The organism is Paraburkholderia mimosarum LMG 23256 = NBRC 106338 (genome assembly GCF_000739815.1).
GTDB lineage: Bacteria > Pseudomonadota > Gammaproteobacteria > Burkholderiales > Burkholderiaceae > Paraburkholderia > Paraburkholderia mimosarum.
Map to the genome: position 1 here is coordinate 1 of NZ_BBJJ01000037.1, position 21392 is coordinate 21392.

General features: G+C 66.8%; 14 protein-coding genes. 9 read left to right on the forward strand and 5 right to left on the reverse strand.

Features of this window, described 5'->3' with window-relative positions; translation table 11 throughout:
• The 5 genes from BMI01S_RS23755 to BMI01S_RS23775 all read left to right on the forward strand — a co-directional run.
• On the forward strand, positions 1-650 hold a 650-nt coding region (locus tag BMI01S_RS23755), incomplete at its 5' end, for an aldehyde dehydrogenase family protein (protein ID WP_042290792.1).
• Between the two features lie 9 nt (positions 651-659).
• Positions 660-2000 (forward strand): N-succinylarginine dihydrolase, encoded by a 1341-nt coding sequence (astB, locus tag BMI01S_RS23760; RefSeq protein ID WP_028212128.1) that lies wholly within the window; start codon positions 660-662, stop codon positions 1998-2000.
• Positions 1984-3045 carry a succinylglutamate desuccinylase gene (astE, locus tag BMI01S_RS23765; RefSeq protein WP_028230768.1) on the forward strand — a complete coding sequence of 354 codons (1062 nt, stop codon included), beginning with the start codon at positions 1984-1986 and terminating at the stop codon, positions 3043-3045. Before astB ends, astE begins: the two co-directional genes overlap by 17 nt.
• A gap of 284 nt (positions 3046-3329) precedes the next feature.
• Complete coding sequence (locus BMI01S_RS23770; RefSeq protein ID WP_028230767.1) at positions 3330-4121, forward strand: ABC transporter substrate-binding protein; 792 nt, start codon at positions 3330-3332, stop codon at positions 4119-4121.
• A gap of 328 nt (positions 4122-4449) precedes the next feature.
• Positions 4450-5835: an EAL and HDOD domain-containing protein gene (locus tag BMI01S_RS23775; protein ID WP_081716007.1), complete on the forward strand. Its 1386-nt coding sequence runs from the start codon at positions 4450-4452 to the stop codon at positions 5833-5835.
• A 49-nt stretch (positions 5836-5884) separates the two neighbouring features.
• On the opposite strand, the gene BMI01S_RS23780 is transcribed toward BMI01S_RS23775, so the two are convergent.
• Together BMI01S_RS23780 and BMI01S_RS23785 are read right to left on the reverse strand one after the other, a co-directional pair.
• Positions 5885-7327 carry an HDOD domain-containing protein gene (locus tag BMI01S_RS23780; RefSeq protein WP_036019113.1) on the reverse strand — a complete coding sequence of 481 codons (1443 nt, stop codon included), beginning with the start codon at positions 7325-7327 and terminating at the stop codon, positions 5885-5887.
• Positions 7328-7375: 48 nt separating this feature from the next.
• Entirely contained in the window at positions 7376-9304 is a 1929-nt protein-coding gene (locus tag BMI01S_RS23785) for a putative bifunctional diguanylate cyclase/phosphodiesterase (protein ID WP_028230766.1), read from the reverse strand.
• A 334-nt stretch (positions 9305-9638) separates the two neighbouring features.
• Between BMI01S_RS23785 and BMI01S_RS23790 the strand changes: the two genes are divergently transcribed.
• From BMI01S_RS23790 to BMI01S_RS23805, 4 genes are all read left to right on the forward strand, one after another.
• On the forward strand, positions 9639-11114 hold the full coding sequence (locus BMI01S_RS23790; protein ID WP_238327831.1) for an EAL and HDOD domain-containing protein: 1476 nt from the start codon (positions 9639-9641) through the stop codon (positions 11112-11114).
• 198 nt (positions 11115-11312) lie between these two features.
• Positions 11313-11876, forward strand: a complete 564-nt coding sequence (locus BMI01S_RS23795) for a peroxiredoxin (protein WP_028230765.1) — start codon at positions 11313-11315, stop codon at positions 11874-11876.
• Between the two features lie 78 nt (positions 11877-11954).
• Entirely contained in the window at positions 11955-12497 is a 543-nt protein-coding gene (bamE, locus tag BMI01S_RS23800) for an outer membrane protein assembly factor BamE domain-containing protein (RefSeq protein ID WP_042290798.1), read from the forward strand.
• A gap of 28 nt (positions 12498-12525) precedes the next feature.
• Positions 12526-12783 (forward strand): hypothetical protein, encoded by a 258-nt coding sequence (locus BMI01S_RS23805; protein WP_028212137.1) that lies wholly within the window; start codon positions 12526-12528, stop codon positions 12781-12783.
• An 89-nt stretch (positions 12784-12872) separates the two neighbouring features.
• On the opposite strand, the gene BMI01S_RS23810 is transcribed toward BMI01S_RS23805, so the two are convergent.
• From BMI01S_RS23810 to BMI01S_RS23820, 3 genes are read right to left on the reverse strand one after another with little or no spacing between them, the layout of a single operon-like run.
• Positions 12873-16172, reverse strand: a complete 3300-nt coding sequence (locus BMI01S_RS23810; RefSeq protein WP_028212138.1) for an efflux RND transporter permease subunit — start codon at positions 16170-16172, stop codon at positions 12873-12875.
• A gap of 4 nt (positions 16173-16176) precedes the next feature.
• Positions 16177-19299 carry an MdtB/MuxB family multidrug efflux RND transporter permease subunit gene (locus BMI01S_RS23815; protein ID WP_028230763.1) on the reverse strand — a complete coding sequence of 1041 codons (3123 nt, stop codon included), beginning with the start codon at positions 19297-19299 and terminating at the stop codon, positions 16177-16179.
• A 6-nt stretch (positions 19300-19305) separates the two neighbouring features.
• Complete coding sequence (locus BMI01S_RS23820; RefSeq protein ID WP_028230762.1) at positions 19306-20709, reverse strand: MdtA/MuxA family multidrug efflux RND transporter periplasmic adaptor subunit; 1404 nt, start codon at positions 20707-20709, stop codon at positions 19306-19308.
• Positions 20710-21392 lie beyond the last annotated feature (683 nt).

The following is a 21392-nucleotide window of genomic DNA, read 5'->3' on the forward strand; positions in this document are numbered from 1 at the left end:
TTTCGGCGGGGCAGCGATGCACGTGCGCGCGCCGCATCCTGGTGCCCGCCGACGCGTTCGGCGAGCGCTTCCTCGCGCGTTTCGTCGAAGTGAGCTCGCGCATCACCGTGGGCGAATACGACGCTGAGCCGCAGCCCTTCATGGGCGCCGTGATTTCGGCGCGCGCGGCGGGCAAGCTCATGAGTGCGCAGGCGCAGTTGCTCGAGCGCGGCGCACGCGCCTTGTTGCCGATGGAGCAACGCGATCCGGCGCTCGGTTTCGTGACCCCAGCCATCCTCGACGTGACAGGCGTGGCCGATCTGCCGGACGAGGAGCACTTCGGGCCGCTCGCGCAGATCATCCGCTACGCGGGTTTCGACGACGCCATCGCGCAGGCCAACAACACGGCCTTCGGCCTCTCGGCGGGCCTGCTCGCCGACGACGAAGCGCTCTGGCATCGCTTCACGCGCGAGATCCGCGCGGGCGTGGTGAACTGGAACCGGCCGACCAACGGCGCTTCGAGCGGCGCGCCCTTCGGCGGCACGGGCCGCTCGGGCAACCACCGGCCGAGCGCGTATTACGCGGCCGATTACTGCGCCTACCCGATGGCCTCGGTGGAAAGCGCGCAACTGCAGATGCCCGCGAGCGTTTCGCCGGGCCTGACCTTCTAAGGAACGACGATGCAAACCCTTGAAGCCAACTTCGACGGACTCGTCGGCCCCACGCACAACTATGCCGGGCTGTCGTTCGGCAATGTCGCCTCGCAGAACAACGAGAAGTCCGTGGCGAACCCGCGCGCCGCCGCGCAGCAGGGCTTGCGCAAGATGAAACGGCTCGCCGACCTCGGGTTCGCGCAAGGCGTGCTGCCGCCGCAGGAGCGACCCTCCATGCGGTTGCTGCGCGAACTGGGCTTCGGCGGTAAGGAGGCCGAAGCGATTGCCCGCGCCGCGAAAGAGGCGCCCGAGCTGCTCGCGGCCGCAAGCTCCGCTTCGGCGATGTGGACTGCCAACGCGGCCACGGTGAGCCCATCGGCGGATACGCCCGACCGGCGCGTGCATTTCACGCCTGCGAACCTGTGCAGCAAGCTGCATCGCGCGATCGAGCACGAAGCCACGCGCCGCACGCTATCCACGGTCTTCGCGGATCCGGCGCACTTCGTCGTGCACGAGGCGCTGCCCGGCACGCCCGCGCTCGGCGACGAAGGCGCGGCCAACCATACGCGTTTTGGCGCGCAGTACGGTGAGCGTGGCGTGGAGTTCTTCGTGTACGGACGCAGCGAATACCGTCGCGGGCCGGAGCCGAAGCGCTACCCCGCGCGGCAGACTTTCGAGGCGAGCCGCGCCATCGCGCAGCGCCACGGCCTGACCGACGCCGGCACCGTGTTCGCCCAGCAGAATCCGGACGTGATCGACGCAGGCGTGTTCCACAACGACGTGATCGCCGTGGGCAACCGCAGCACGCTGTTTTGCCACGAGCTCGCGTTCGTCGAGCAGAAGGCGGTGTACGACGAGCTGCGCGCAAAGCTCGCGGCGCACGACGCGCCGTTCCACGTGATCGAAGTGCCCGAGGCGCGCGTGAGCGTGGCCGACGCCGTGTCTTCGTACCTCTTCAACAGCCAGTTGCTGAGCCGCGCCGACGGCAAGCAGATTCTCGTCGTGCCGCAGGAATGCCGCGAAAATCCGCACGTGGCGATCTACCTCGACGACCTGACCGCGAGCAGCGGGCCCATCGACGAGGTGCTCGTGTTCGACTTGCGCGAGAGCATGAAGAACGGCGGCGGCCCGGCATGCCTGCGTCTGCGCGTGGTGCTCAGCGAGGAAGAGCGCGCGGCGACGGCGCCCGGCGTGTGGATGAACGATGCGCTCTTCACGCGTCTCGACGGCTGGATCGAGCGGCACTATCGCGACCGGCTCGCGCCGCAGGATCTGACCGATCCGGCGCTGCTGGTCGAGTCGCGCACGGCGCTCGACGAACTCACGCAGATTCTCGGCCTCGGATCGCTCTATGACTTCCAGCGCTGATGCTTCTGTCTCTGTGCTTGCTGATTTTCTCGGCTATACGCTCGCCGGCTCGCGCCCGGCAATGGCTGATGAAGCGAGCGGAGAATGCGCAGGCGGTGTGCGCTGGCAATGGCTCGACGAAGGCGTGCTCGAACTGACGCCCGCACACGTGGACGAGACGACGCGCAGCGTGCTGCTCTCGGCGGGCGTGCATGGCGACGAGACCGCGCCGATCGAACTGCTCTCGCAACTCGTGGCCGACATCGCGGCGGGCCGTGCGCCGCTCGCCTGCCGCGTGCTCGTTGTGCTCGGCAACGCGGCGGCGATGCGAGCGGGCGAGCGCTATCTCGACGACGACCTCAACCGGCTGTTCGGCGGGCGCCATGCCCGTGTGCCTGACAGCCGCGAGGCGCCGCGCGCAGCGGCACTGGAAGCGGCGGCGCAGCGCTTCTTCTCAAAGGCGCCCGAGGCGACGCGAGTACCGCAAGCGCGCTGGCATCTCGACATGCACACGGCGATCCGCGCCTCGGCGTTCGAGCAGTTCGCGCTGCTGCCGCACACGGGCGAACGGCCTGCGCGCGTCATGCTCGAATGGCTCGCCGACGCGCACATCGCGGCCGTGCTGATCCACACGGAGAAGGGCGCGACGCTGTCGTCGTTCACCGCCGGGAGCTGCGGCGCGCTCGCGTGCACGCTCGAACTCGGCAAGGTGCGCCCGTTCGGTCAGAACGATCTCGCGCGCTTCGCCGGTGCCGATGCTGCGGTGCGCCGCCTCTTGGCAGGCGAGACGCCTTCGCCGCAGACCGCCCGGATGCCGCGCATCTTCACGGTGATCGGCCAGATCACGAAGCAAAGCGAGGCGCTCAAGCTCAACGTGGCCGCCGATGTGCCCAACTTCACGCCGTTCGCGCGCGGCCAGGTGCTGGCCGAAGATGGCGCCTACCGCTACGTGGTGGAGCACGACGAAGAACGCATCGTGTTTCCGAATCCCGGCGTGAAGCCGGGTTTGCGTGCGGGTCTGCTCGTCGTGGACACGACGAAGGCCACGCTCGCCGCGCTCGCCTGAGCGCTCGCCGCGCACGTGCCTCAGGCGCTCAGGCGCGCCCTTGCGCATCCACGACACCCATTTGCATGTTCGAACGCCCCGCGCCGTGCTTGCGCCGCCCGGGGCGCCTTGCGCGAGCGCGGTACAATCCCGGCCTCGCGCTTGCTGCGGCGCACCACATCGGGTGCTCGCGATTGAGCCGTGTTTTTGGCGCAGCGATCCTGTGCCAGCGCCGCAATGCCCATCGTTTGCCGCGATGGATGGGCCTTGCCGGCGCGCCCTAATCTGACTGGAAAGAGACACTGATGAAGATGAACTGGAACAAGCTGGCAACGCTCGCATTCTGTGCCGCCGCCATGACTGCAGGCGCCGCGCGCGCTGCCGACATCAAGGAGATCCACTTTGGCGTGGAGGCATCGTACGCACCGTTCGAATCGAAGTCGCCCGCAGGCGAACTGCAGGGCTTCGACATCGACGTGGGCAATGCCGTTTGCGCGAAGCTCAAGGCGAAGTGCGTGTGGGTGGAGAATTCGTTCGACGGCCTGATTCCGGCGCTCGCCGCGCGCAAGTTCAACGCGATCAACTCGGACATGACGATCACGGACCAGCGTCGCCAGGCCATCGACTTCACCGACCCGATCTACGCGATTCCGAACCAGATGATCGCGAAGAAGGGCAGCACGCTGCAGCCCACGCCCGAATCGCTCAAGGGCAAGCACGTGGGTGTGCTCCAGGGCACCATCCAGGAAACCTACGCGAAGGCGAAGTGGGCGCCCGCTGGCGTCGACGTCGTGCCATATCAGACCCAGGACCAGATCTACGCGGATCTCGCCTCGGGCCGCCTCGACGCCTCGTTCCAGGACGCCGAGGCCGCTTCCAAGGGCTTTCTGAACAAGCCGCAGGGCGCGGGCTTCGCGTTCGCGGGCCCGCAGGTCGTGGACGCGAAGCTGCTCGGCGAAGGCGTGGGCTACGGCGTGCGCAAGAACGACGCGGCGCTCAAGGCGGCCCTCAACGGCGCGCTCAAGGACCTCAAGGCGGACGGCACGCTCGATCGCATCGCCGCCAAGTATTTCGACGTGAAGGTTGTGCTTAAGTAAGCGGCAAACGAGCCTGATGCTTCGCGCTGCCGACCGGCTGGAGCCCATCCAGCCGGTCGTTTTTTTTCGCGCAGTTGTTTCGGATTGCACATCAATTGACGGGCCAGGCGTTGCCGCGTCCTGATGCAGCGGCGCCGGCAAAGGGCAACGCGCAGGGAAAAGCCACAAAAAACCCTCTGATCGAGGCGAACTTCATTTCCGCACCTTACTTGCCAGGATAAAATTGAGATAAGAAAGAGCCGCGTCCGGTGCGAACGTCGACGGTTGCGGCATGCCAAGAGACAAGACCAGGGCGTCGCCATGAGCGCGGCGCCGCGCGGGGGATTCCATGAGCTTGAACGCCGCAGACCGTCCGCAGATGTCAGGCGTGGCGGGAGGTACGCAGTCGCCGGAACACGCCGGCCCACCTGTCGACGTTTATTTCGCGCGCCAGCCGCTGCTCGATCGAGACGGCCTCCTGTGCGCGTTCGAGACCTTGCCGCGCATCGTGGACCGCCGCGAGAGCGCCGACATCGAGCGCGAGGCCGAGGCTGCCGCCAGGGATGCGGCCGCGGGTATGACGGCCAGGCCTTCGGTCACCGGCACCGCGCTTTTCACCGGCTTCGCTGCGCCGGCGTTGCGCGCCTCGCTCGCGGGCCATCCCGCCTGGCTCGACATCACGCGCGATTCGCTCTTTCACGACAGCCTCCAGCGTTTGAGCCCCGAGCGCGTGATGCTCGAGTTGCCGGTGGACATCGGCGCGGACCCGGAACTGGTCGCGCGGCTCGTCGCGCTGCACCGCCGTCGCTTTCGCTTCGCGCTCGATCACGTCTCGAAGGCGGACGAGTCGTTCGCGAAGCTGCTGCCCTATGTGGACGCCATCAAGATCGATATCCGCGAGATCGCGCCCGCTGTGCTGCCGAAGTTCGCGAGCGTGATGAAGTCGGCGGGCAAGCTTCTCGTGGCGATGGGCGTCGAGACCCAGGAAGACTATCAGCGCGCGCACGATCTCGGCTTCGACCGTTTCCAGGGCTATTTCTTCGCGAAACCGCACGGCGGCGCGCGGCGCTCCAGCGCGCCGCGCCAGGCGCTGCTGAACCTGCTGCATCTGCTGGCCGCCGAGCCCACCGTCGCGCAACTGGAGGCGGAACTCAAGCTCAATCCCGTGCTCGTGATGCACCTGATGCGGCTCGCCAACTCGGGCAGCATGAACATCGGCCGCAAGGTAACGACGCTGCGCGAGGCCATCAACGCGACGGGCACCAACGCCATCGCGCGCTGGACCCAGCTGCTGCTCTACGCGGACGGCCGCAAGATCGCCGCCGAAGACGACCCATTGCTGCAACTGGTGGCAACGCGCGCGCGATTCATGGAAATCGCCGTGACGCAGCTCGAGAAGGCGCATCTCGAAGAGGAAGACGCGGCGTTTCTCGTCGGCGTGTTCTCGTTCGTCGATGCGGTGTTCGGCGGCTCGCTCGAAAGCACGCTCGAAGTGCTCACGCTCGCGCGGCCGATCCGCACGGCGATCGTCGAGCGCGAGGGCGTGCTCGGCAGGCTGCTCGATCTGTCCGAGGCGCTCGAGCGAGGCAACTGGGCGAGTGTGGACGCGCTGTGCGAGTCACTGGCGCCGCTGGACGCCCCGACGGTCGCGGCCATGGCGCTCGCTGCGGCCGAATGGGCGGGCACGGCCGGCCGCGATGCCGAAGACGAAGGTCTGGAGCGTATCGAGGATTGATGAGCGGAAGCGGGCGCCGCAAGCGAAGCGGCGCCGTTTCCTCAGGGACTCAGGCGGTCTGTGGAACTTGCGTGAAGAACCGCGCAAGCTGCTGCGCGAGGTCGTTCAACGCGCTCATCTCTTTTTGCGAGATGCGGCGCGGCTCCTGGTTCACGAGCCAGTCGCCGTACATCAGCCCGACCGGCGCAACGCCCGGGGCGCCCACGGGCAGCAGGACGAACGCGCGCGCGTCGTCGAAGCTCGAACGATACCAGCCAGGCAGGCGCGCGAGGATCTTCGCGTCGCGCGCGTTCTCGATGAAAATGCCGACCTTGTTCGCGATCGCGAGATGAAACACGTCGGGCTGGAACGCGGCGGAGAACGAGAGCCTCGGCAGCACTTCGCTTATGTGCGGGCCGAAGCCATGCTTCGCCTCGAACATGTTCGCGCCGTGCCTCACGAACACCACGGTTCGCGCGAAGCCGAGGCCCGCGAGCACGGTTTCGGTCGCGAGCGTGAGGGCGGTGTCGAGCGGGCTGTCGGGGGGCAGCGCGCGCAGGTCTTGAACGCCCGCCGCGATGCGCGCCTCGGGGTCGAGCGCTTCGCGCGCAATGGCGTCGGCATTGGCGCGCAATTCGACGATCTCGCGCATCACGCCGTCTTCGGCTTCCTCGCGTGCGAGCGCGAGACTCATCTGCACGAGCACCTCCGGGTCCGTCGACAGCGCGCGGCCATAGTGCTGCGCCAGTTCCGCGATATGCGTCTCGCGCATTTCCTCCGTGAGGCCCGCCGTGGTCAGCACGCGCGCCACTTCGGTCGAGTAGTTGGTGATGGCGCGCAGCCACTGCACGTCGCGTGGCTCTTTGTCGGCCGGATCGTACTGGCGCATGCCGGAACGGATCGTCTCGGGAAGGCGCCAGCGCGCGGCGGCTTCGAGGCCGAGCTCTTCGAAGGTTACCCCGAGCACGCCGAGGCAGGCGTCGTCGTCGCTCGTGCCTTCTTCGATCTCACGGCGGATCTGGTCCCACTCGGGTTCGAGATAGAACACCACGAGCAGCTTGCCCACCTGGCGCATGAGCGTGCAGACCACGGCCTCTTCGCCCGCGCGCAGGTCGCCGCGCTCGGTGAGCTTGCGCGCCACGCAGCCCGAAAGCATCGTGCGGTTCAGTTCGAGCTTTGCGTCGATGCGGCGCGGCGCGCTGTGATGGAAGTGATCGACGATCTTCAGGCCGACGACGAGATGGCCGACCGCGTCCATGCCGAGCACCATCAAGGCGCGCGTGACGGTCGTGATGTTGCCGCCGAACGCCAGGTACATGGCCGAATTCGCGAGCCGCAGCACTTTCTGCGTGAGCGCGAAATCCGAGAGCACGACCTTCACGAGCGCACTGAAATCGTAGTCGTCGTTCGTCATCGCCGCGACCGTGGTGCGCAGCGATTGCGACAGCAAGGGGAAGTCCCCGCGTTCATTCATGCGGGCCCACAAGCGGTCGAGCAGGACGGCCTTTACCATCTGAACCATGTCAATTTCGCGAAAGCCCTGCTGTTTGCGATGCCCGCATCATTGCACCTCGTGCACGTGCAGCGCGCCCGAGACGAAGCGCTGCTGCAATTCTTCCGAAGGCAGCGCCTTGCAGACGAGCCAACCCTGGATGTGCTCGCAACCCATGTCCGTGAGCAGATCGCGCTGCGCTTCCGTTTCCACGCCCTCGGCCACTAGTTCGAGATCGAGCGTACGCGCGAGCCCCACCACGGCGTTCACGATCGCCTGATCGTTGCGCGAGGTGATGAGGTTCTCGACGAAGCTTCGATCGATCTTCAGCTTCGAAAGCGGGAAGCGCTGCAGGTACGCAAGGCTCGAATAGCCGGTGCCGAAGTCGTCCACCGCGAAGCGGATGCCAAGCGAGGTCAGCTCTTCGAGCAGCATCTTCGCGTGGTGCGGATCGTGCATCAGCAGGCTTTCGGTGATCTCGAACACGAGCCGGCGCGGGTCGACCCCGGTGAGCTCGATCGCTTCCTCGACACTTTCCCTGAAGCGCGGATTGCGGAACTGCTGCGGCGAGACATTGACCGCGACGTACTGCAGCTCGATGCCTTGCTCGTCCCATTGGGTCAGTTGCATGCACGCAGCCTTCAAAACCCAGTTGCCGAGATAATTAATCAGGCCGACGGATTCCGCAAGGGGAATAAACGTTGATGGCGGCACGAGGCCGTGCAATGGATGTTGCCAGCGGATCAACGCCTCCACGCCGACGACGCCGCGCGACGCGCTGCTCGTGATGGGCTGGAAGTGCAGCGAGAACTCGCCGTTGCGCACGCCGTCGTAGAGATCGGACTCCAGCTTCAGGCGCAGGGCGTCGGTCGGATCGTCGTCGGGCACGTGCAGCGTCAGCGTGTTGCCGCCAATGGCTTTGGCCTGCTGGAGCGCCTGATCCGCGCGGCGAATGAGCGGCGTGGCGTCGGCGCTGGTTTCGGTCCCGCTTGCGGCGGATGCGCGCGGGCGCTGGTCCGGATGGAACGCAATGCCGATGCTCGCCGAGAGATGCACGGGCTGGTTGCGAAACGCGTAGGGCTGGAGGATCGCGGTGAGCAGACGCCGGCCGAGCGCCTCGGCGGCGGCGCGCACATCGCCGGGCGCGGTGTGCCGCTGCGGCGCGATCAGGATCGCGAACTCGTCGCTGCCGATGCGCGCGATCATTTCTCCCTGCAGCGCGAGATGCGTGAGGCGCCGCGCGGTCTCGCGCAGCAGCTCGTCGCCGGCGTCGTAGCCCAGCGCCCGGTTCACGCGCTGATAGTCGTCGAGGTCGAGCAGCAGGAGCGCCGCCGGCACGCCGAAGTGGTCCGCGTCGGCCTGGGCGCGCTGCAGCGCCGGGGCGAGCGCGGTCTGGTTGGGCAGGCCGGTGAGCGGGTCGTGATGGAGCGCGTGCGTGAGCGCGGCCTCGGTGCCTTGCCAGGCGGAAACATCGAAGCCCGCGACGGCGAAACCGGCCGTCTCGCCGTACTGGGCGCGCTGCACGCGCAGCTCGACGGGAAGCGGGTAGGTGAGCGCCTTGACGATTTCGACCGTTTCCTTCTCCACGGCGCCGCTGTGCGCGGCGCGTGCGAACAGCGCCGCGAGCCGCTCGTGATCGCCGGGTGTGACGATGTCGGCGAGCGTCGCGCCGAGCAGGAATTCGCGGTGATAGCCGGCGAAGCGCAGGCTCGCGTCGGAAACGTAGAGAAAATGGAGATGGGCGTCCACGTGAACGAGGAAGTCCACCGCAGCTGCCGTGCTCTCGAACGAGAGCGAGATGGCGTCCGCGTAGTCGGACGCCGCGATGGCGGGCGAAGCGGGCACGAGCGGCGCGGCGGCTTCGTCGTGCGCTTCGTGCGATGCCACGGGTATGGGCGGGTCGCCGGCAACGCCTCTGAGGCCGGCAAGCGCGTATAGCCGGTCAACGACCGTGCGCAACCAGCCCTGGCGGGGCGCGGTGATCCTGTTCGCTTCCATGTGTGTCGCTGGCAACCCTTTGTTGGTCTCAGGCGTCCTTGCCGCGCCGCGTGCGCCGCGGAACGCCGTGCATCTGGCACAGCGGCCGGTTCTCGCCTCCGGCTAAAGCCGCCCATCAGAAGGAGTTATCGACCTCCCGGGCGAAATCTTTAGCGGCGGCGGCCGAAAAAGCGCCCGGCACACAAACGTGACCGGCGATCACTGCGGCGGCGTCCAGTTTCGGTTAAAGTTGCGCCGGTCGAGACGCCGTTCGCCATGCGCGACGGGTCGGCGCTGGTGGAGCGCCCGTCTTGCCGGCCATTACCGGTTCATTACATCTGTACGAGTCACCCGCATGTCCGATTCATCGTCAGCGTTCGCCGCGGCGGCAAGCGAGGCCGCGCAAGGCGATGCGGGCAGGGGCACACCTGGTCCCGCGCCATCCATGTCGTCAGTTTCACAACTCGCGCTTGAACCTGGGGCACCTGGAGCACCTGGGGCATCCGGTTCGCAGCGCGACGCCCAGTCCGTCGGCGCGCCCGGGGCGCACCCTCGCCAGCCGGCGCAGGCTGCAACATCGGGCGTCGGCCAGCCGTTCGTGTATCTCGGGCGGCAGCCCATCCTCGATCGCAACGGCGCACTCAACGCCTACGAGCTGCTTTTTCGCGGCGGCGCGCACAACCGCGCCGATGTCGATGACGACGCGCTCGCCACGGCCCAGGTGATGACGCGCGCGATCGGCCAGCTCGGCGTGCCCGCGGTGCTTGGGCGCCACTACGGCTACGTCAACATCAGCCGCGAGCTGCTCTTCGACGACATCGTGCATTTGCTGCCCCCGAGCCGCTTCGTGCTGGAGGTGCTCGAGCATGTGAGCTTCGATGCCGCCGTGCTGGAACGGCTCGCGCAGCTGCGTCGCGCCGGCTACCGCATTGCCTTCGACGACGTGAGCGAAATCACGGAGAACCTGCTGCGCGCGCTGCCCTATGCGGACATCGTCAAGGTCGATCTGCTGCAGACCGAGCGCGCGGCGCTGCCCGGGCTGGTCGCGCATCTCGCCGCGCATGGCAAGACACTCATCGCCGAAAAGGTGGAGACGGGCGAGGATTTCGAGCTGGCGTCGTCGCTCGGCTTCGAACTGTTCCAGGGCTACTTCTTCGCCCGCCCGCAAGTCCTGCGCGCGCCCCACGTGCGCGCTTCGCGCCTCGCGCTCGTGCGCCTGCTCGCCCTGGTGGCGAACGACGTCGGCACGGCCGAACTGGAACGCGAATTGCGCAGCCACCCTGCCGTGGTGGTGCAGCTATTGCGTCTCGTCAATTCGAGCGCGTATTCGCCCGGGCGGCCGATCGCGTCGCTCCGCGAGGCGGTGCTCGCGGCAGGCACGCGTCAGATCGCGCGCTGGGCGCAACTGCTGCTGTACGCCAGCGGGCGCGACTTGCCCTGGGGTTCGGACCCGCTCGTCCAGCTCGCGGGCACGCGCTCGCACTTCATGGAGCTGGCCGCGCGCAGCCTTAAGCCGCAGGATCCAGAATTCGCCGACGCCGCCTTCATGACCGGGATCTTCTCGCTCGTGCACGTGCTCGTGGGGTCGACGCCCGAGCACACGCTCGATCGACTCGGTCTCGCACGCGAAATCGTCGAGGCGGTGGATGGCCAGCGCGGCGAGCTCGGCACGCTGCTGCGCATCGCGACCGAGGCAGAGCGCGGCGACCACGGCGGCGCGCAGCGTCTCGCGAGCGGCGCGGGCGGGATCTTCAGCGCCCTCACGCCGCCGCTGCTCGCCGAACTCAACCTGTGGGCCGGCGCCTGGTTCACGGCGTACGCGGACGGCTGAAAGTCAGTTGCAAAGCGCGGGGCGCGCTGCGAGCGCGGGGATTGTGTGGTCCAATGTCGGCATCGTCGCGAGCGCGCCGTCACACGTGCTATTGCGTAATCAGCAAAACCGGGCGCAACTGGCAAATCCAGGCGAGAACCGGCCAACAGCGGGTAAGACGCGCGCCGGCGTGGTGATTCCCACTCGAGGGCATTCGACATGAAACCGAGGTTCCTTGCGGCGGCAGCTGCGGCGCTCGTCTGCGCCGGGCTCACGCTCTTCACGCTGTCTGCACACGCAACGCTCAAGCCGGGCGATCCCGCGCCCGATTTCACGACCCAGGCATCGCTGGGCGGCAAGACCTATACGTATTCGCTCGCTTCCGAGCTGAAGAAGGGGCCGGTGGTCGTCTACTTCTATCCGGCCGCGTTCACGAAAGGCTGCACGATCGAGGCGCACGAATTCGCCGATGCGGTCGATGAGTACAGGAAGTACGGGGCGACCGTGATCGGCGTTTCGCACGACAATATCGACACGCTCACGAAGTTCTCGGTGAGCGAGTGCCGCGGCAAGTTCCCGGTGGCCGCCGACGAAAACTCGAAGATCATCAAGTCGTACGACGCTTCGATGCCCATGCACGAAGCGATGGCCAGGCGCGTTTCCTATGTGATCGCGCCGGACGGCAAGATCATCTACGAATACACGAGTCTCTCGCCCGACCAGCACGTCGAGAACACATTGCGCGCCTTGAAGGCATGGGCCGCGCAGCATCCGCAGCAATAGCCGGCAACCACGATCAACGCGAGGCCGGCCGGCGCGCGGGCCTCGCGGCGATCCGTGTCCCGGCAACGCGAATCGAATATGTCACGAAAACCCTGGATCACCGCGGCGCTGATCGCGGTCTGCACCACGTTGCTCGCGGCGTGCGACCAGCAAAAGGTCGCCGACGCGCTCAACGCGATCAAACCCGACTCGATGGCGTTCGGCGGCCTCATAATTGGCGTTTCGACGGTGGAAGACGTGCGCCGCCAGGCGGGCAAGCCCGAAATGGTCTGGGAGGACGACGACGGCGCACAGCGCCTCGAATATCCGCGGGGGCCGAATGGTCTCACCACGTGGATGCTCGACTTCGACGCAAACGGCAAGCTCGTCGCGATGACCCAGGCGCTCACCGCGCAGAACATCGCGCGGGTCGTGCCGGGCATGACGGAGGACGAAGTGCGGCGCCTGCTCGGCAAGCCGGCAACGGTGGCAAAGTATGCGTTGAGCCACGAGGAGGTCTGGAGCTGGCACTGGGCGGAAGGCGGCGTGGCCGGCGACGGCATGTTCAACGCCCATTTCTCGCCCGACGGGCTCGTGATCAGGACGTCACGCTCGGACGCGCCTGGTCACGAGCAGCATTGAGGCGGCGCGAGCCGCAAGGAGGACGCAGATGAAACGCATGGCGTTGCTATGGAGCGTGGTGAAGGGCGATGCGCGTGTGCTATGGCACGCGCTGCGCCAGCCGGAGCGCCCGGTATGGCTGCTGCCCGCCACGGCGCTGCTCGCGCTTTACGCGCTCGATCCGTTCAATATCGCGATGCCGCTCGCCGGTGTCGTGGACGACGGCATCATCGTGCCGCTCGCGCTGCATGTGATCGTGCGCTGCCTGCCGGCGCATTTGCGCGGAGCGCGCCGCGCCAGGGCATGAGGCAAGCATGAGGAAAGCGGCTAAAGCCACGCTTTAGCCGCTTTCCGGTGCAACAACGCCGCCGCTTGTTCGACCGCTCGTTCAACCGCTTATTCAGCCGCCGCCGCTGGCGTGCTGCGTCCGCGCTTCGCATCCCACCACACGCGCAGCCGGTCCATATACAGATACACGACTGGCGTCGTATAGAGCGTGAGCATCTGGCTCACGATCAGGCCACCCACGATCGAGATGCCGAGCGGCGCGCGCAGCTCGGCGCCTTCGCCGCGACCGAACGCGAGCGGCAGCGCGCCCAGCAGCGCCGCGCAGGTCGTCATCATGATCGGGCGGAAGCGCAGGAGGCACGCCTGATAAATCGCATCGCGCGAACTCAGGCCCTGGCGCGAGGCATCGATCGCGAAATCGACCATCATGATCGCGTTCTTCTTCACGATCCCGATCAGCAGAATCACGCCGATCAGCGCGATGATGCTGAACTCCGTCTTGAAGATCAGCAACGCGAGCAGGGCGCCCACGCCCGCGGAGGGCAGCGTCGAGAGGATCGTGAGCGGGTGGATATAGCTCTCATAAAGAATGCCCAGCACGATATACACCGCTGCCAGCGCCGCGAGGATCAGGAGCGGCTGGTTGGCGAGCGACTGCTGGAACGCCTGCGCGGTGCCCTGGAAGCTGCCGTGGATCGTCGCGGGCATGCCGATGCGCGCCATCGTGTCGTATATAGCCTCGGTGGCGTCGGAGAGCGACTTGCCGGGCGGCAGGTTGAACGAGATCGTCGAGGCGACGAACTGGCTCTGGTGATTCACCGAAAGCGGCGTGGTACCCGGCCCGAACCTGGCAATCGCCGAGAGCGGCACCATGGTCTCCTTCGACGTTGAGACGGCCGCGCCCGACGACGCGCCCGACTTGCCGCTGGCGGCGAGCGAGTTGGTCGCCAGATTGCGCGCGGAGTCCGCGGCCAGGGTCGCGGCGCTCGATGCAGTCGTGGCAGCCGTGCCGCCCGTCGAAGCCGTGGCGGGGCCCGTCACAGTGCCCGCCGTCGCGTTGGTGCTCTGCGCGCCGCTTGCCGTGCCGCCCGAGGTGCTGATCCACACGTCGTCGAGCATGGTCGGGCTCTGCCAGTACTTCGGCGCGACTTCCATCACCACGTGGTACTGGTTGAGCGGGTTGTAGATCGTCGAGACCTGGCGCTGGCCGAACGCGTCGTAAAGCGTGTTGTCGATCTGCGAGGGCGTGATCTTCAGCCGCGCGGCGCTCGCGCGGTCGATGTCGATCATCGATTCGAGGCCGCCTTGCTGCTGGTCCGAGTTCACGTCGGCGAGTTCGGGGCGGGCCTGCAGCGCCTCGGTGAGCTTCGGCCCCCACTTGTAGAGGTCCGCGGTGTTGTCCGCAAGCAGCGTGAACTGGTACTGCGCATTCGATTGGCGGCCGCCCACGCGGATGTCCTGCACGGCCTGCAGGAAGGTGCGGGCGCCCGCCACGTTCGAGAGCGGCCCACGCAGTTGCGCGATCACCTCGTCGGCGGACATCTTGCGCTCGCCCTTGGGCTTGAGCGAGATGAACATGAAGCCCGAATTGGTTGCGCGCCCGCCCGAGAAACCCGCCACCGAGTCGACGGCCGGGTTGGCCTGCACGATGCGCATCATCTCCGCGAACTTCACCTTCATCGCCTGGAACGAGGTCGACTGGTCGGCCTGAATGCCGCCGATCAGCCGCCCCGTGTCCTGCTGCGGGAAGAATCCCTTGGGCACGATCACGTAGAGCGCGACGTTCAGCGCAATGGTCGCGATGAGCGTGAGCAGGATGATGAACGGATGCGCGAGCGCCCAGCCGAGCGTGCGCTCGTAGCCGTGCTGCAGGCGCAGGAAGCCGCGTTCGAGCCACTGCGCGAAGCGGCCTTCTTCCTTCTTTTCATGCGCCTCCTGGAGCAGGCGCGAGCACATCATCGGCGTGAGCGTGAGCGAGACGGCCAGCGACACCGCAATGGCGAGCGACAGCGTGAGCGCGAACTCGCGGAACAGGCGCCCGACGATGCCGCCCATCAGCAGGATGGGCAGGAACACCGCGACGAGCGACACGCTGATCGAGAGCACGGTGAAGCCCACCTCGCGCGCGCCGAGCAGCGCGGCCTTCATGCGCGGCACGCCGTTTTCGATGTGGCGCGAGATGTTCTCGAGCACGACGATGGCGTCGTCGACGACGAAGCCCGTCGCGATGGTGAGCGCCATCAGCGAGAGATTGTCGAGCGAGAAGCCCATCAGGTACATGGCCGCGAAGGTGCCGATGATCGAGATGGGCACGGCCACGCTCGGAATGAGCGTCGCGCGCCAGTTGCGCAGGAACAGGAACACCACCATCACGACGAGCGCCACGGCGATGATGAGCGTGTGCTCGGTGTCCTTGAGCGACGAGCGGATCGTGACCGAGCGGTCGGAGGTGGGCGTCACCTCGACGTTGGCGGGCAGCGAGGCCTTCAGTTGCGGCAGCATCGCGATCACGCGGTCCACGGTCTCGATGATGTTCGCGCCCGGCTGCCGGTAGAGGATCACGAGCACCGAGCGCTTGCCGTTGGCGAGGCCGATGTTGCGCAGATCCTCGACCGAATCGACGACTTCGCTCACGTCCGAGAGCTTCACGCCCGCGCCGTTGCGGTAGGCGATCACGAGATCCTTGTACTGGCTCGCCTTGCTCGCCTGGTCGTTGGTGTAGAGCTGGAAGCGCTGCGGGCCGAACTCGATGTCGCCCTTCGGGCTGTTGGCGTTCGCGGAGGCGAGCGCCGCGCGCACGTCTTCGAGGCCGATGCCGTAGTGAAAGAGCGCGTGCGGCTCCAGTTCCACGCGCACGGCCGGATTCGCCGAGCCGCTCACGTCGACTTCGCCCACGCCGTCCACCTGCGAGAGCGACTGCTGCAGCACCGTGGCCGCCGAGTCGTAGAGCTGGCCCGCGCTCAGCGTGGGCGAGGTGAGCGCGAGAATCAGGATGGGCGCGTCGGCGGGATTGACCTTGTGATAGGTCGGGTTCTGCCGCAGGCTCGTGGGCAGGTCGGCGCGCGCCGCGTTGATCGCCGCCTGCACGTCGCGCGCGGCGCCGTCGATATCGCGGTTCAGGCCGAACTGCAGCGTGATTCGCGTGCTGCCCACCGAGCTTTGCGAGGTCATTTCCGTGACGTCGGCGATCGAGCCCAGGTGGCGCTCCAGCGGGCTCGCCACGCTGGTCGCCACGGTTTCGGGACTCGCGCCTGGCAGCGTGGCCTGCACAGAGATGGTCGGGAAGTCCACTTGCGGCAAGGGCGCGACCGGCAGCTTCGTGAACGCGAAGAGACCGGCCAGCGCAATGCCGATCGCGAGCAGCGTGGTCGCGACGGGGCGCGAGATGAACGGGCGCGAGAGGTTCATCGCGTCAGCTCTGCGTGGACGAGTTCGGCGCGCGGTGCGAGCTGCCGCCGAAGCGCTCGCGCAGACGCTGCGCGAGGCGATCGAACACGAGGTAGATCACGGGCGTCGTGAAGAGCGTGAGCGCCTGGCTCACGATCAGGCCGCCCGCGATCGCGATGCCGAGCGGACGCCGCAGCTCGCTGCCCGCGCCGTAGCCGAGAATCAGCGGCAAGGCGCCCAGCAGCGCCGCCATCGTCGTCATCATGATCGGCCGGAAGCGCAGCAGGCACGCCTGGTAGATCGCCTCGCGCGGCGGCTTGCCTTCCTGACGCTCGGCTTCGAGCGCGAAGTCGATCATCATGATCGCGTTCTTCTTCACGATGCCGATGAGCAGCACGATGCCGATGATGCCGATGATGTCGAGATCGTGCCCGGTCATGAGGAGCGCGAGCAGCGCGCCGATTCCGGCCGAGGGCAGGGTCGAGAGAATCGTGACGGGATGCACGAAGCTCTCGTAGAGCACGCCGAGCACGATATACATCGTGACGATGGCCGCGAGGATCAGGAACAGCTCGTTGGCGAGCGACGCCTGGAACGCGAGCGCCGCGCCCTGGAAGCGCGTCTGGAACGAGGCCGGCAGGCCGATGTCCTTTTCCGCCTGCTGGATCGCCTTGACCGCCGCACCGAGCGACGAGCCCGGCGCGAGATTGAACGAGACCGTCGTGGCCGGGAACTGCGAGAGGTGCGAGACGAGCAGCGGTGCCGGGCGCTCGTGGAACTTCGCGATGGCGGAGAGCGGCACCTGGCCCGTGGTCGAGGTGGCAGAGGGCAGATAGATCGAATTCAGTGCGTCGGTGTAGTGCTGCATGACCGGGTCCGCTTCGAGAATCACGCGGTACTGGTTCGACTGCGTGAAGATCGTCGAGATGATGCGCTGGCCATAGGCGTCGTAAAGCGCGTTGTCGACGGTCGCGGGCGTGATGCCATAGCGCGCCGCGCTCGCGCGGTCGATCTCGACGTACACGGAGCTGCCCTGGTCCTGCAGGTCGGTCGCGACATCGGCGAGTTCGGGCAGTTGCTGCAGGCGTTGCACGAGCTTCGGCACCCAGATCGTGAAGTCCTGGATGTTGGGGGTGGTGAGCATGAACTGGTACTGCGTGGGGCTCACCGTCGAGTCGATCGTCAGATCCTGCACAGGCTGCATGTATAGCGTCGCGCCGGGCACATGGGCCACGCTCTTTTGCAGCTCGCGGATGATCTCGCTCGCCGTTTCGCTGCGGTCGTCGCGCGGCTTCAGGTTGATGAGCATGCGCCCGCTATTGAGCGTGATGTTGGTGCCGTCCACGCCGATGAACGAGGTGAGACTCTCGACGTTCTCGTTCTTCAGGATCCCGGCGGCGAGCGCCTGCTGGCGTTGCGCCATCGACGCATACGAGACCGACTGCGGCATTTGCGTGATGGCCTGGATCACGCCCGTGTCCTGCACGGGGAAGAAGCCCTTGGGCACGATCACGTAGAGCATGCCGGTGAGCACGAGCGTGGTGAGGAACACGATCATCGTGAGGCGCTGGCGCGCGAGCACCCATTCGAGCGCCACGCCGTAACGGCCGATCACGTAGTCGAAGAACGCGTGCACGCGCGCCTCGAAGCGATGGCTTTCGGGCGGCGGCGTGTGGCGCAGCATCTTCGCGCACATCATCGGTACGAGCGTGAGCGAGACGATGGCCGAGATCACGATCGTCACCGCGAGCGTGATGGCGAATTCATGGAAGAGGCGGCCGACCACGTCGCCCATGAAGAGCAGCGGGATCAGCACGGCAATGAGCGACACCGTTAGCGAGATGATCGTGAAGCCGATCTGCTTCGAACCCTTGAGCGCGGCTTCGAGCGGCGTGTCGCCGTCCTCCACGTAGCGCGCGATGTTCTCGATCATGACGATGGCGTCGTCCACGACGAAGCCGGTCGCGATGGTGAGCGCCATGAGCGAGAGATTGTCGAGCGAGAAACCGCACAGGTACATGACGGCGAGCGTGCCGATGAGCGAGAGCGGCACCGAAAGGCTCGGAATGATCGTGGCGTAGATGTTTGCGAGGAACAGGTACATCACCAGCACGACGAGCACCACCGACATCAAGAGCTCGAACTGCACGTCGCGCACGGAGGCGCGGATCGTCGTGGTGCGGTCGGTGACGATCTGCACGTCGAGCGAGGAGGGCAGCGCTTCCTGCAATCGCGGCAGCAGCGCCTTGATGCTGTCCACCACCTGGATGACGTTCGCCCCCGGCTGGCGCTGCACGTTCAGGATGATCGCGGGCGTGCCGTTCGCCCACGCGCCGAGCCTGGTGTTCTCCGCGCCCTGCACGATGTTCGCGACATCGGTGAGCATGACGGGGCGGCCGTTGCGGTAAGCGATGACGGCGCTCTTGTACGCGTCGGCGTCGGTCAGCTGGTCGTTCGCGTTGATCGTGTAAGCGCGCGTGGGGCCGTCGAAATTGCCCTTCGGCGTGTTGACGTTCAGGTTCGAGATGCTCGTGCGCAAGTCGTCGAGGTTCAGGCCGTAGGCCGCGAGCGCGCGCGGGTTCGCCTGAATGCGCACGGCGGGGCGCTGGCCGCCCGAGAGGCTCACGAGACCCACGCCCGCCACCTGCGAGATCTTCTGCGCGAGGCGGGTATCGGCGAGATCCTGGATCTGCGTGAGCGGCAGCGTTTTCGAGGTGATCGCGAGCGTGAGGATCGGCGCGTCGGCGGGGTTGACCTTGGCGTAGATCGGCGGCGCGGGCAGGTCCGAGGGCAGCAGGTTGCCGGCCGCGTTGATGGCGGCCTGCACTTCCTGTTCGGCCACGTCGAGCGGCAGGTCGAGGCTGAACTGCAGCGTGATGACCGAAGAGCCCGCCGAGCTTTGCGACGACATCTGGTTGAGCGACGGCATCTGCCCGAACTGGCGCTCGAGGGGCGCCGTCACGGAAGACGTCATCACGTCCGGGCTCGCGCCCGGATAGAAAGTCTGCACCTGGATGGTCGGGTAATCGACTTCGGGCAGGGCGGAAAGCGGCAGAAAGCGCAGCGAGACGAGGCCGACCAGCATGATCGCCGCCATGAGCAGCGCCGTGCCGACGGGCCGCAGGATAAAGGCGCGGGAGGGATTCATGCTGGCTTACTGGGCTTGCGTCTGCGCAGCGTGACGGTGACCATGGCGCGCGCCCGAGGCCGCGCCGGCCCACGACGCGCCTTTCGCCGCCGATGCACCCGATGCTCCCGTGGCGTGCTGCGGGTGCTCGGCGGGAATCGAGATCTTCGCGCCTTCGCGCAGACGGTCGGAGCCGTCGGTGACCACGCGCTCGCCTACGCCGAGGCCCGACGCGATGCTGGTGCGTTCGGCGTCGACCAGCCCGACCTTCACGAGCCGCACGCTCACCGTGTTATCGGGCTTCGCGACATAGACGTACTGCCCCTGCGAGCCATTGAGCACGGCCGACGTGGGCACGATCACAGCATCGTGGATCGTATCGACTAGCAGACGCGCATTGACGAACTGGTTCGGGAAGAGCGCTTGCTCGTGGTTCACGAAGCTCGCGCGCAGCTTGACCGTGCCGGTCGTCGTGTCGATCTGGTTGTCGAGGGTATCGAGCGAGCCGCGTTCCAGCATCGTGGTGTTGCTGCGGTCGTAGGCCGTGACCGGCATCTTATTGCCTGCGCGCAACTGCTTCGTGATGGAGGGCAGGTTGTCCTCCGACGTCGTGAAGACCACGCTGATCGGCTCGATCTGCGTGAGCACGACGATGCCGTTCGTGTCGCTGGGCGTGACGTAGTTGCCCGGATCGACCTGTCGCAGGCCCACGCGGCCCGACACGGGCGCCGTGATGCGCGCATAGGTGAGGTCGAGCTTGTAGGTGTCGACGTTGGCCTGGTCCGACTTGACGGTGCCCTCGTACTGCCTGACGAGCGACGCCTGCGTGTCGACCTGCTGGCTCGCGATGGAGTCCTGCGAGAGCAGCGTCTGGTAGCGCTTGAGGTCGAGGCGTGCCGTGGCGAGCAGCGCCTGGTCACGCGCGAGCTGGCCTTCGGCGTTGGCGAGCGAGATCTGGTAGGGGCGCGGGTCGATCTGCGCGAGCACGTCGCCCTTTTTCACCATCTGGCCTTCTTCGAAGTAGACGCTCTGCAGCGTGCCCGATAGTTGCGTGCGCACCGTGACGCCGGCGAGCGGTGTGACCGTGCCGAGCGCGGTGATGACGATGGGCATGTCGCCGGCCCTGGCCGTGGCCACGCTGACCGGCTGCGGCAAGTTGGCCATCGCGCCCGGACCTCCGCGATGCGCGCGCGCGCCCTCCGCGGGCGCGGCGTTGCCGCCCGAGAGCGCCTTGTTCCACGGTTGCCAGCGTGCGAGCACGAGACCGGCGATCACGATGACCACGCCGAGCGCGATGAATTTGCCCTTGCCTCGCCTTGCGGCGACGGGAGCGGATGGGCTGTCGGAGGCAGGGGACGGAGCGGAAGACTGAGCGGAAGACTGCGGCGGCGTTTCTCGACGGGGGGAATCGGGGCGCTTGTGTTGATCCATCGGTCAGTTCGGTAACGGGTTCTCGAAGGCTCCCGGGGGAGCCGACTACGTGTTGCAGGCAGCGAGGCGCACGGAGGCGGCGCAGCGGGCGCGTGGCGCGTGCGCCGATGCCACGACGTATGTCGCACTCAGGCGAGATTGTCAGGTGCCGCAGCGGGGCAGCCCCGAATGCCGCGCCCATGGGTGGCTACAGTGGCGGCTGGCTGGCGGTGCGGACGTTGGCCGGCGTGGCGGTTCGTGGACCCGCAGCCCGTGGCCAGCCGGCAAGGCCGGCGCGGCGCGCAAGGCCCTGCCGCCGAAAAGCATGATGCTACGTTGCCCCGTTCATCAGAGTCCAGTGCCGATTCTTTCGAGACGTTACGGGTGTAACCGCCGTTTCGGGATTTTCGTAAGGAGCGCTGTCAGGCGCGCTGCAGGCGCAAAGCGCCGCCGGTTTCGCCGGCGACTGCGCGGTGCTTTGCAAGCCGTGTGAGGAACGGTCGCGCGCGGCTGCGGAGGACGATGTTGCCCGAAAAAACCACCGGACACTTGAGCAGATTGATACCTGCAGCGGATGTCAGATGCTTGATGATTCGCGTATTTTGGCGAGATTTTGCTTGACTTAGTCAGCACGTAGGTAAAAAATGGGAGCCACTTTCGGCGCTGCGATCTCAACCCGCAATTTGCGGGTTTTAATGCGCTCT

Coding starts and splice junctions, on each gene's coding strand:
- BMI01S_RS23785 (WP_028230766.1), bottom strand. CDS start 9,304: ATGGAAGCGAACAGGATCACCGCGCCCCGCCAGGGCTGGTTGCGCACG.
- astB (WP_028212128.1), top strand. CDS start 660: ATGCAAACCCTTGAAGCCAACTTCGACGGACTCGTCGGCCCCACGCAC.
- BMI01S_RS23780 (WP_036019113.1), bottom strand. CDS start 7,327: ATGGTAAAGGCCGTCCTGCTCGACCGCTTGTGGGCCCGCATGAATGAA.
- astE (WP_028230768.1), top strand. CDS start 1,984: ATGACTTCCAGCGCTGATGCTTCTGTCTCTGTGCTTGCTGATTTTCTC.
- BMI01S_RS23815 (WP_028230763.1), bottom strand. CDS start 19,299: ATGAATCCCTCCCGCGCCTTTATCCTGCGGCCCGTCGGCACGGCGCTG.
- BMI01S_RS23775 (WP_081716007.1), top strand. CDS start 4,450: ATGAGCTTGAACGCCGCAGACCGTCCGCAGATGTCAGGCGTGGCGGGA.
- BMI01S_RS23770 (WP_028230767.1), top strand. CDS start 3,330: ATGAAGATGAACTGGAACAAGCTGGCAACGCTCGCATTCTGTGCCGCC.
- BMI01S_RS23810 (WP_028212138.1), bottom strand. CDS start 16,172: ATGAACCTCTCGCGCCCGTTCATCTCGCGCCCCGTCGCGACCACGCTG.
- bamE (WP_042290798.1), top strand. CDS start 11,955: ATGTCACGAAAACCCTGGATCACCGCGGCGCTGATCGCGGTCTGCACC.
- BMI01S_RS23805 (WP_028212137.1), top strand. CDS start 12,526: ATGAAACGCATGGCGTTGCTATGGAGCGTGGTGAAGGGCGATGCGCGT.
- BMI01S_RS23790 (WP_238327831.1), top strand. CDS start 9,639: ATGTCCGATTCATCGTCAGCGTTCGCCGCGGCGGCAAGCGAGGCCGCG.
- BMI01S_RS23795 (WP_028230765.1), top strand. CDS start 11,313: ATGAAACCGAGGTTCCTTGCGGCGGCAGCTGCGGCGCTCGTCTGCGCC.
- BMI01S_RS23820 (WP_028230762.1), bottom strand. CDS start 20,709: ATGGATCAACACAAGCGCCCCGATTCCCCCCGTCGAGAAACGCCGCCG.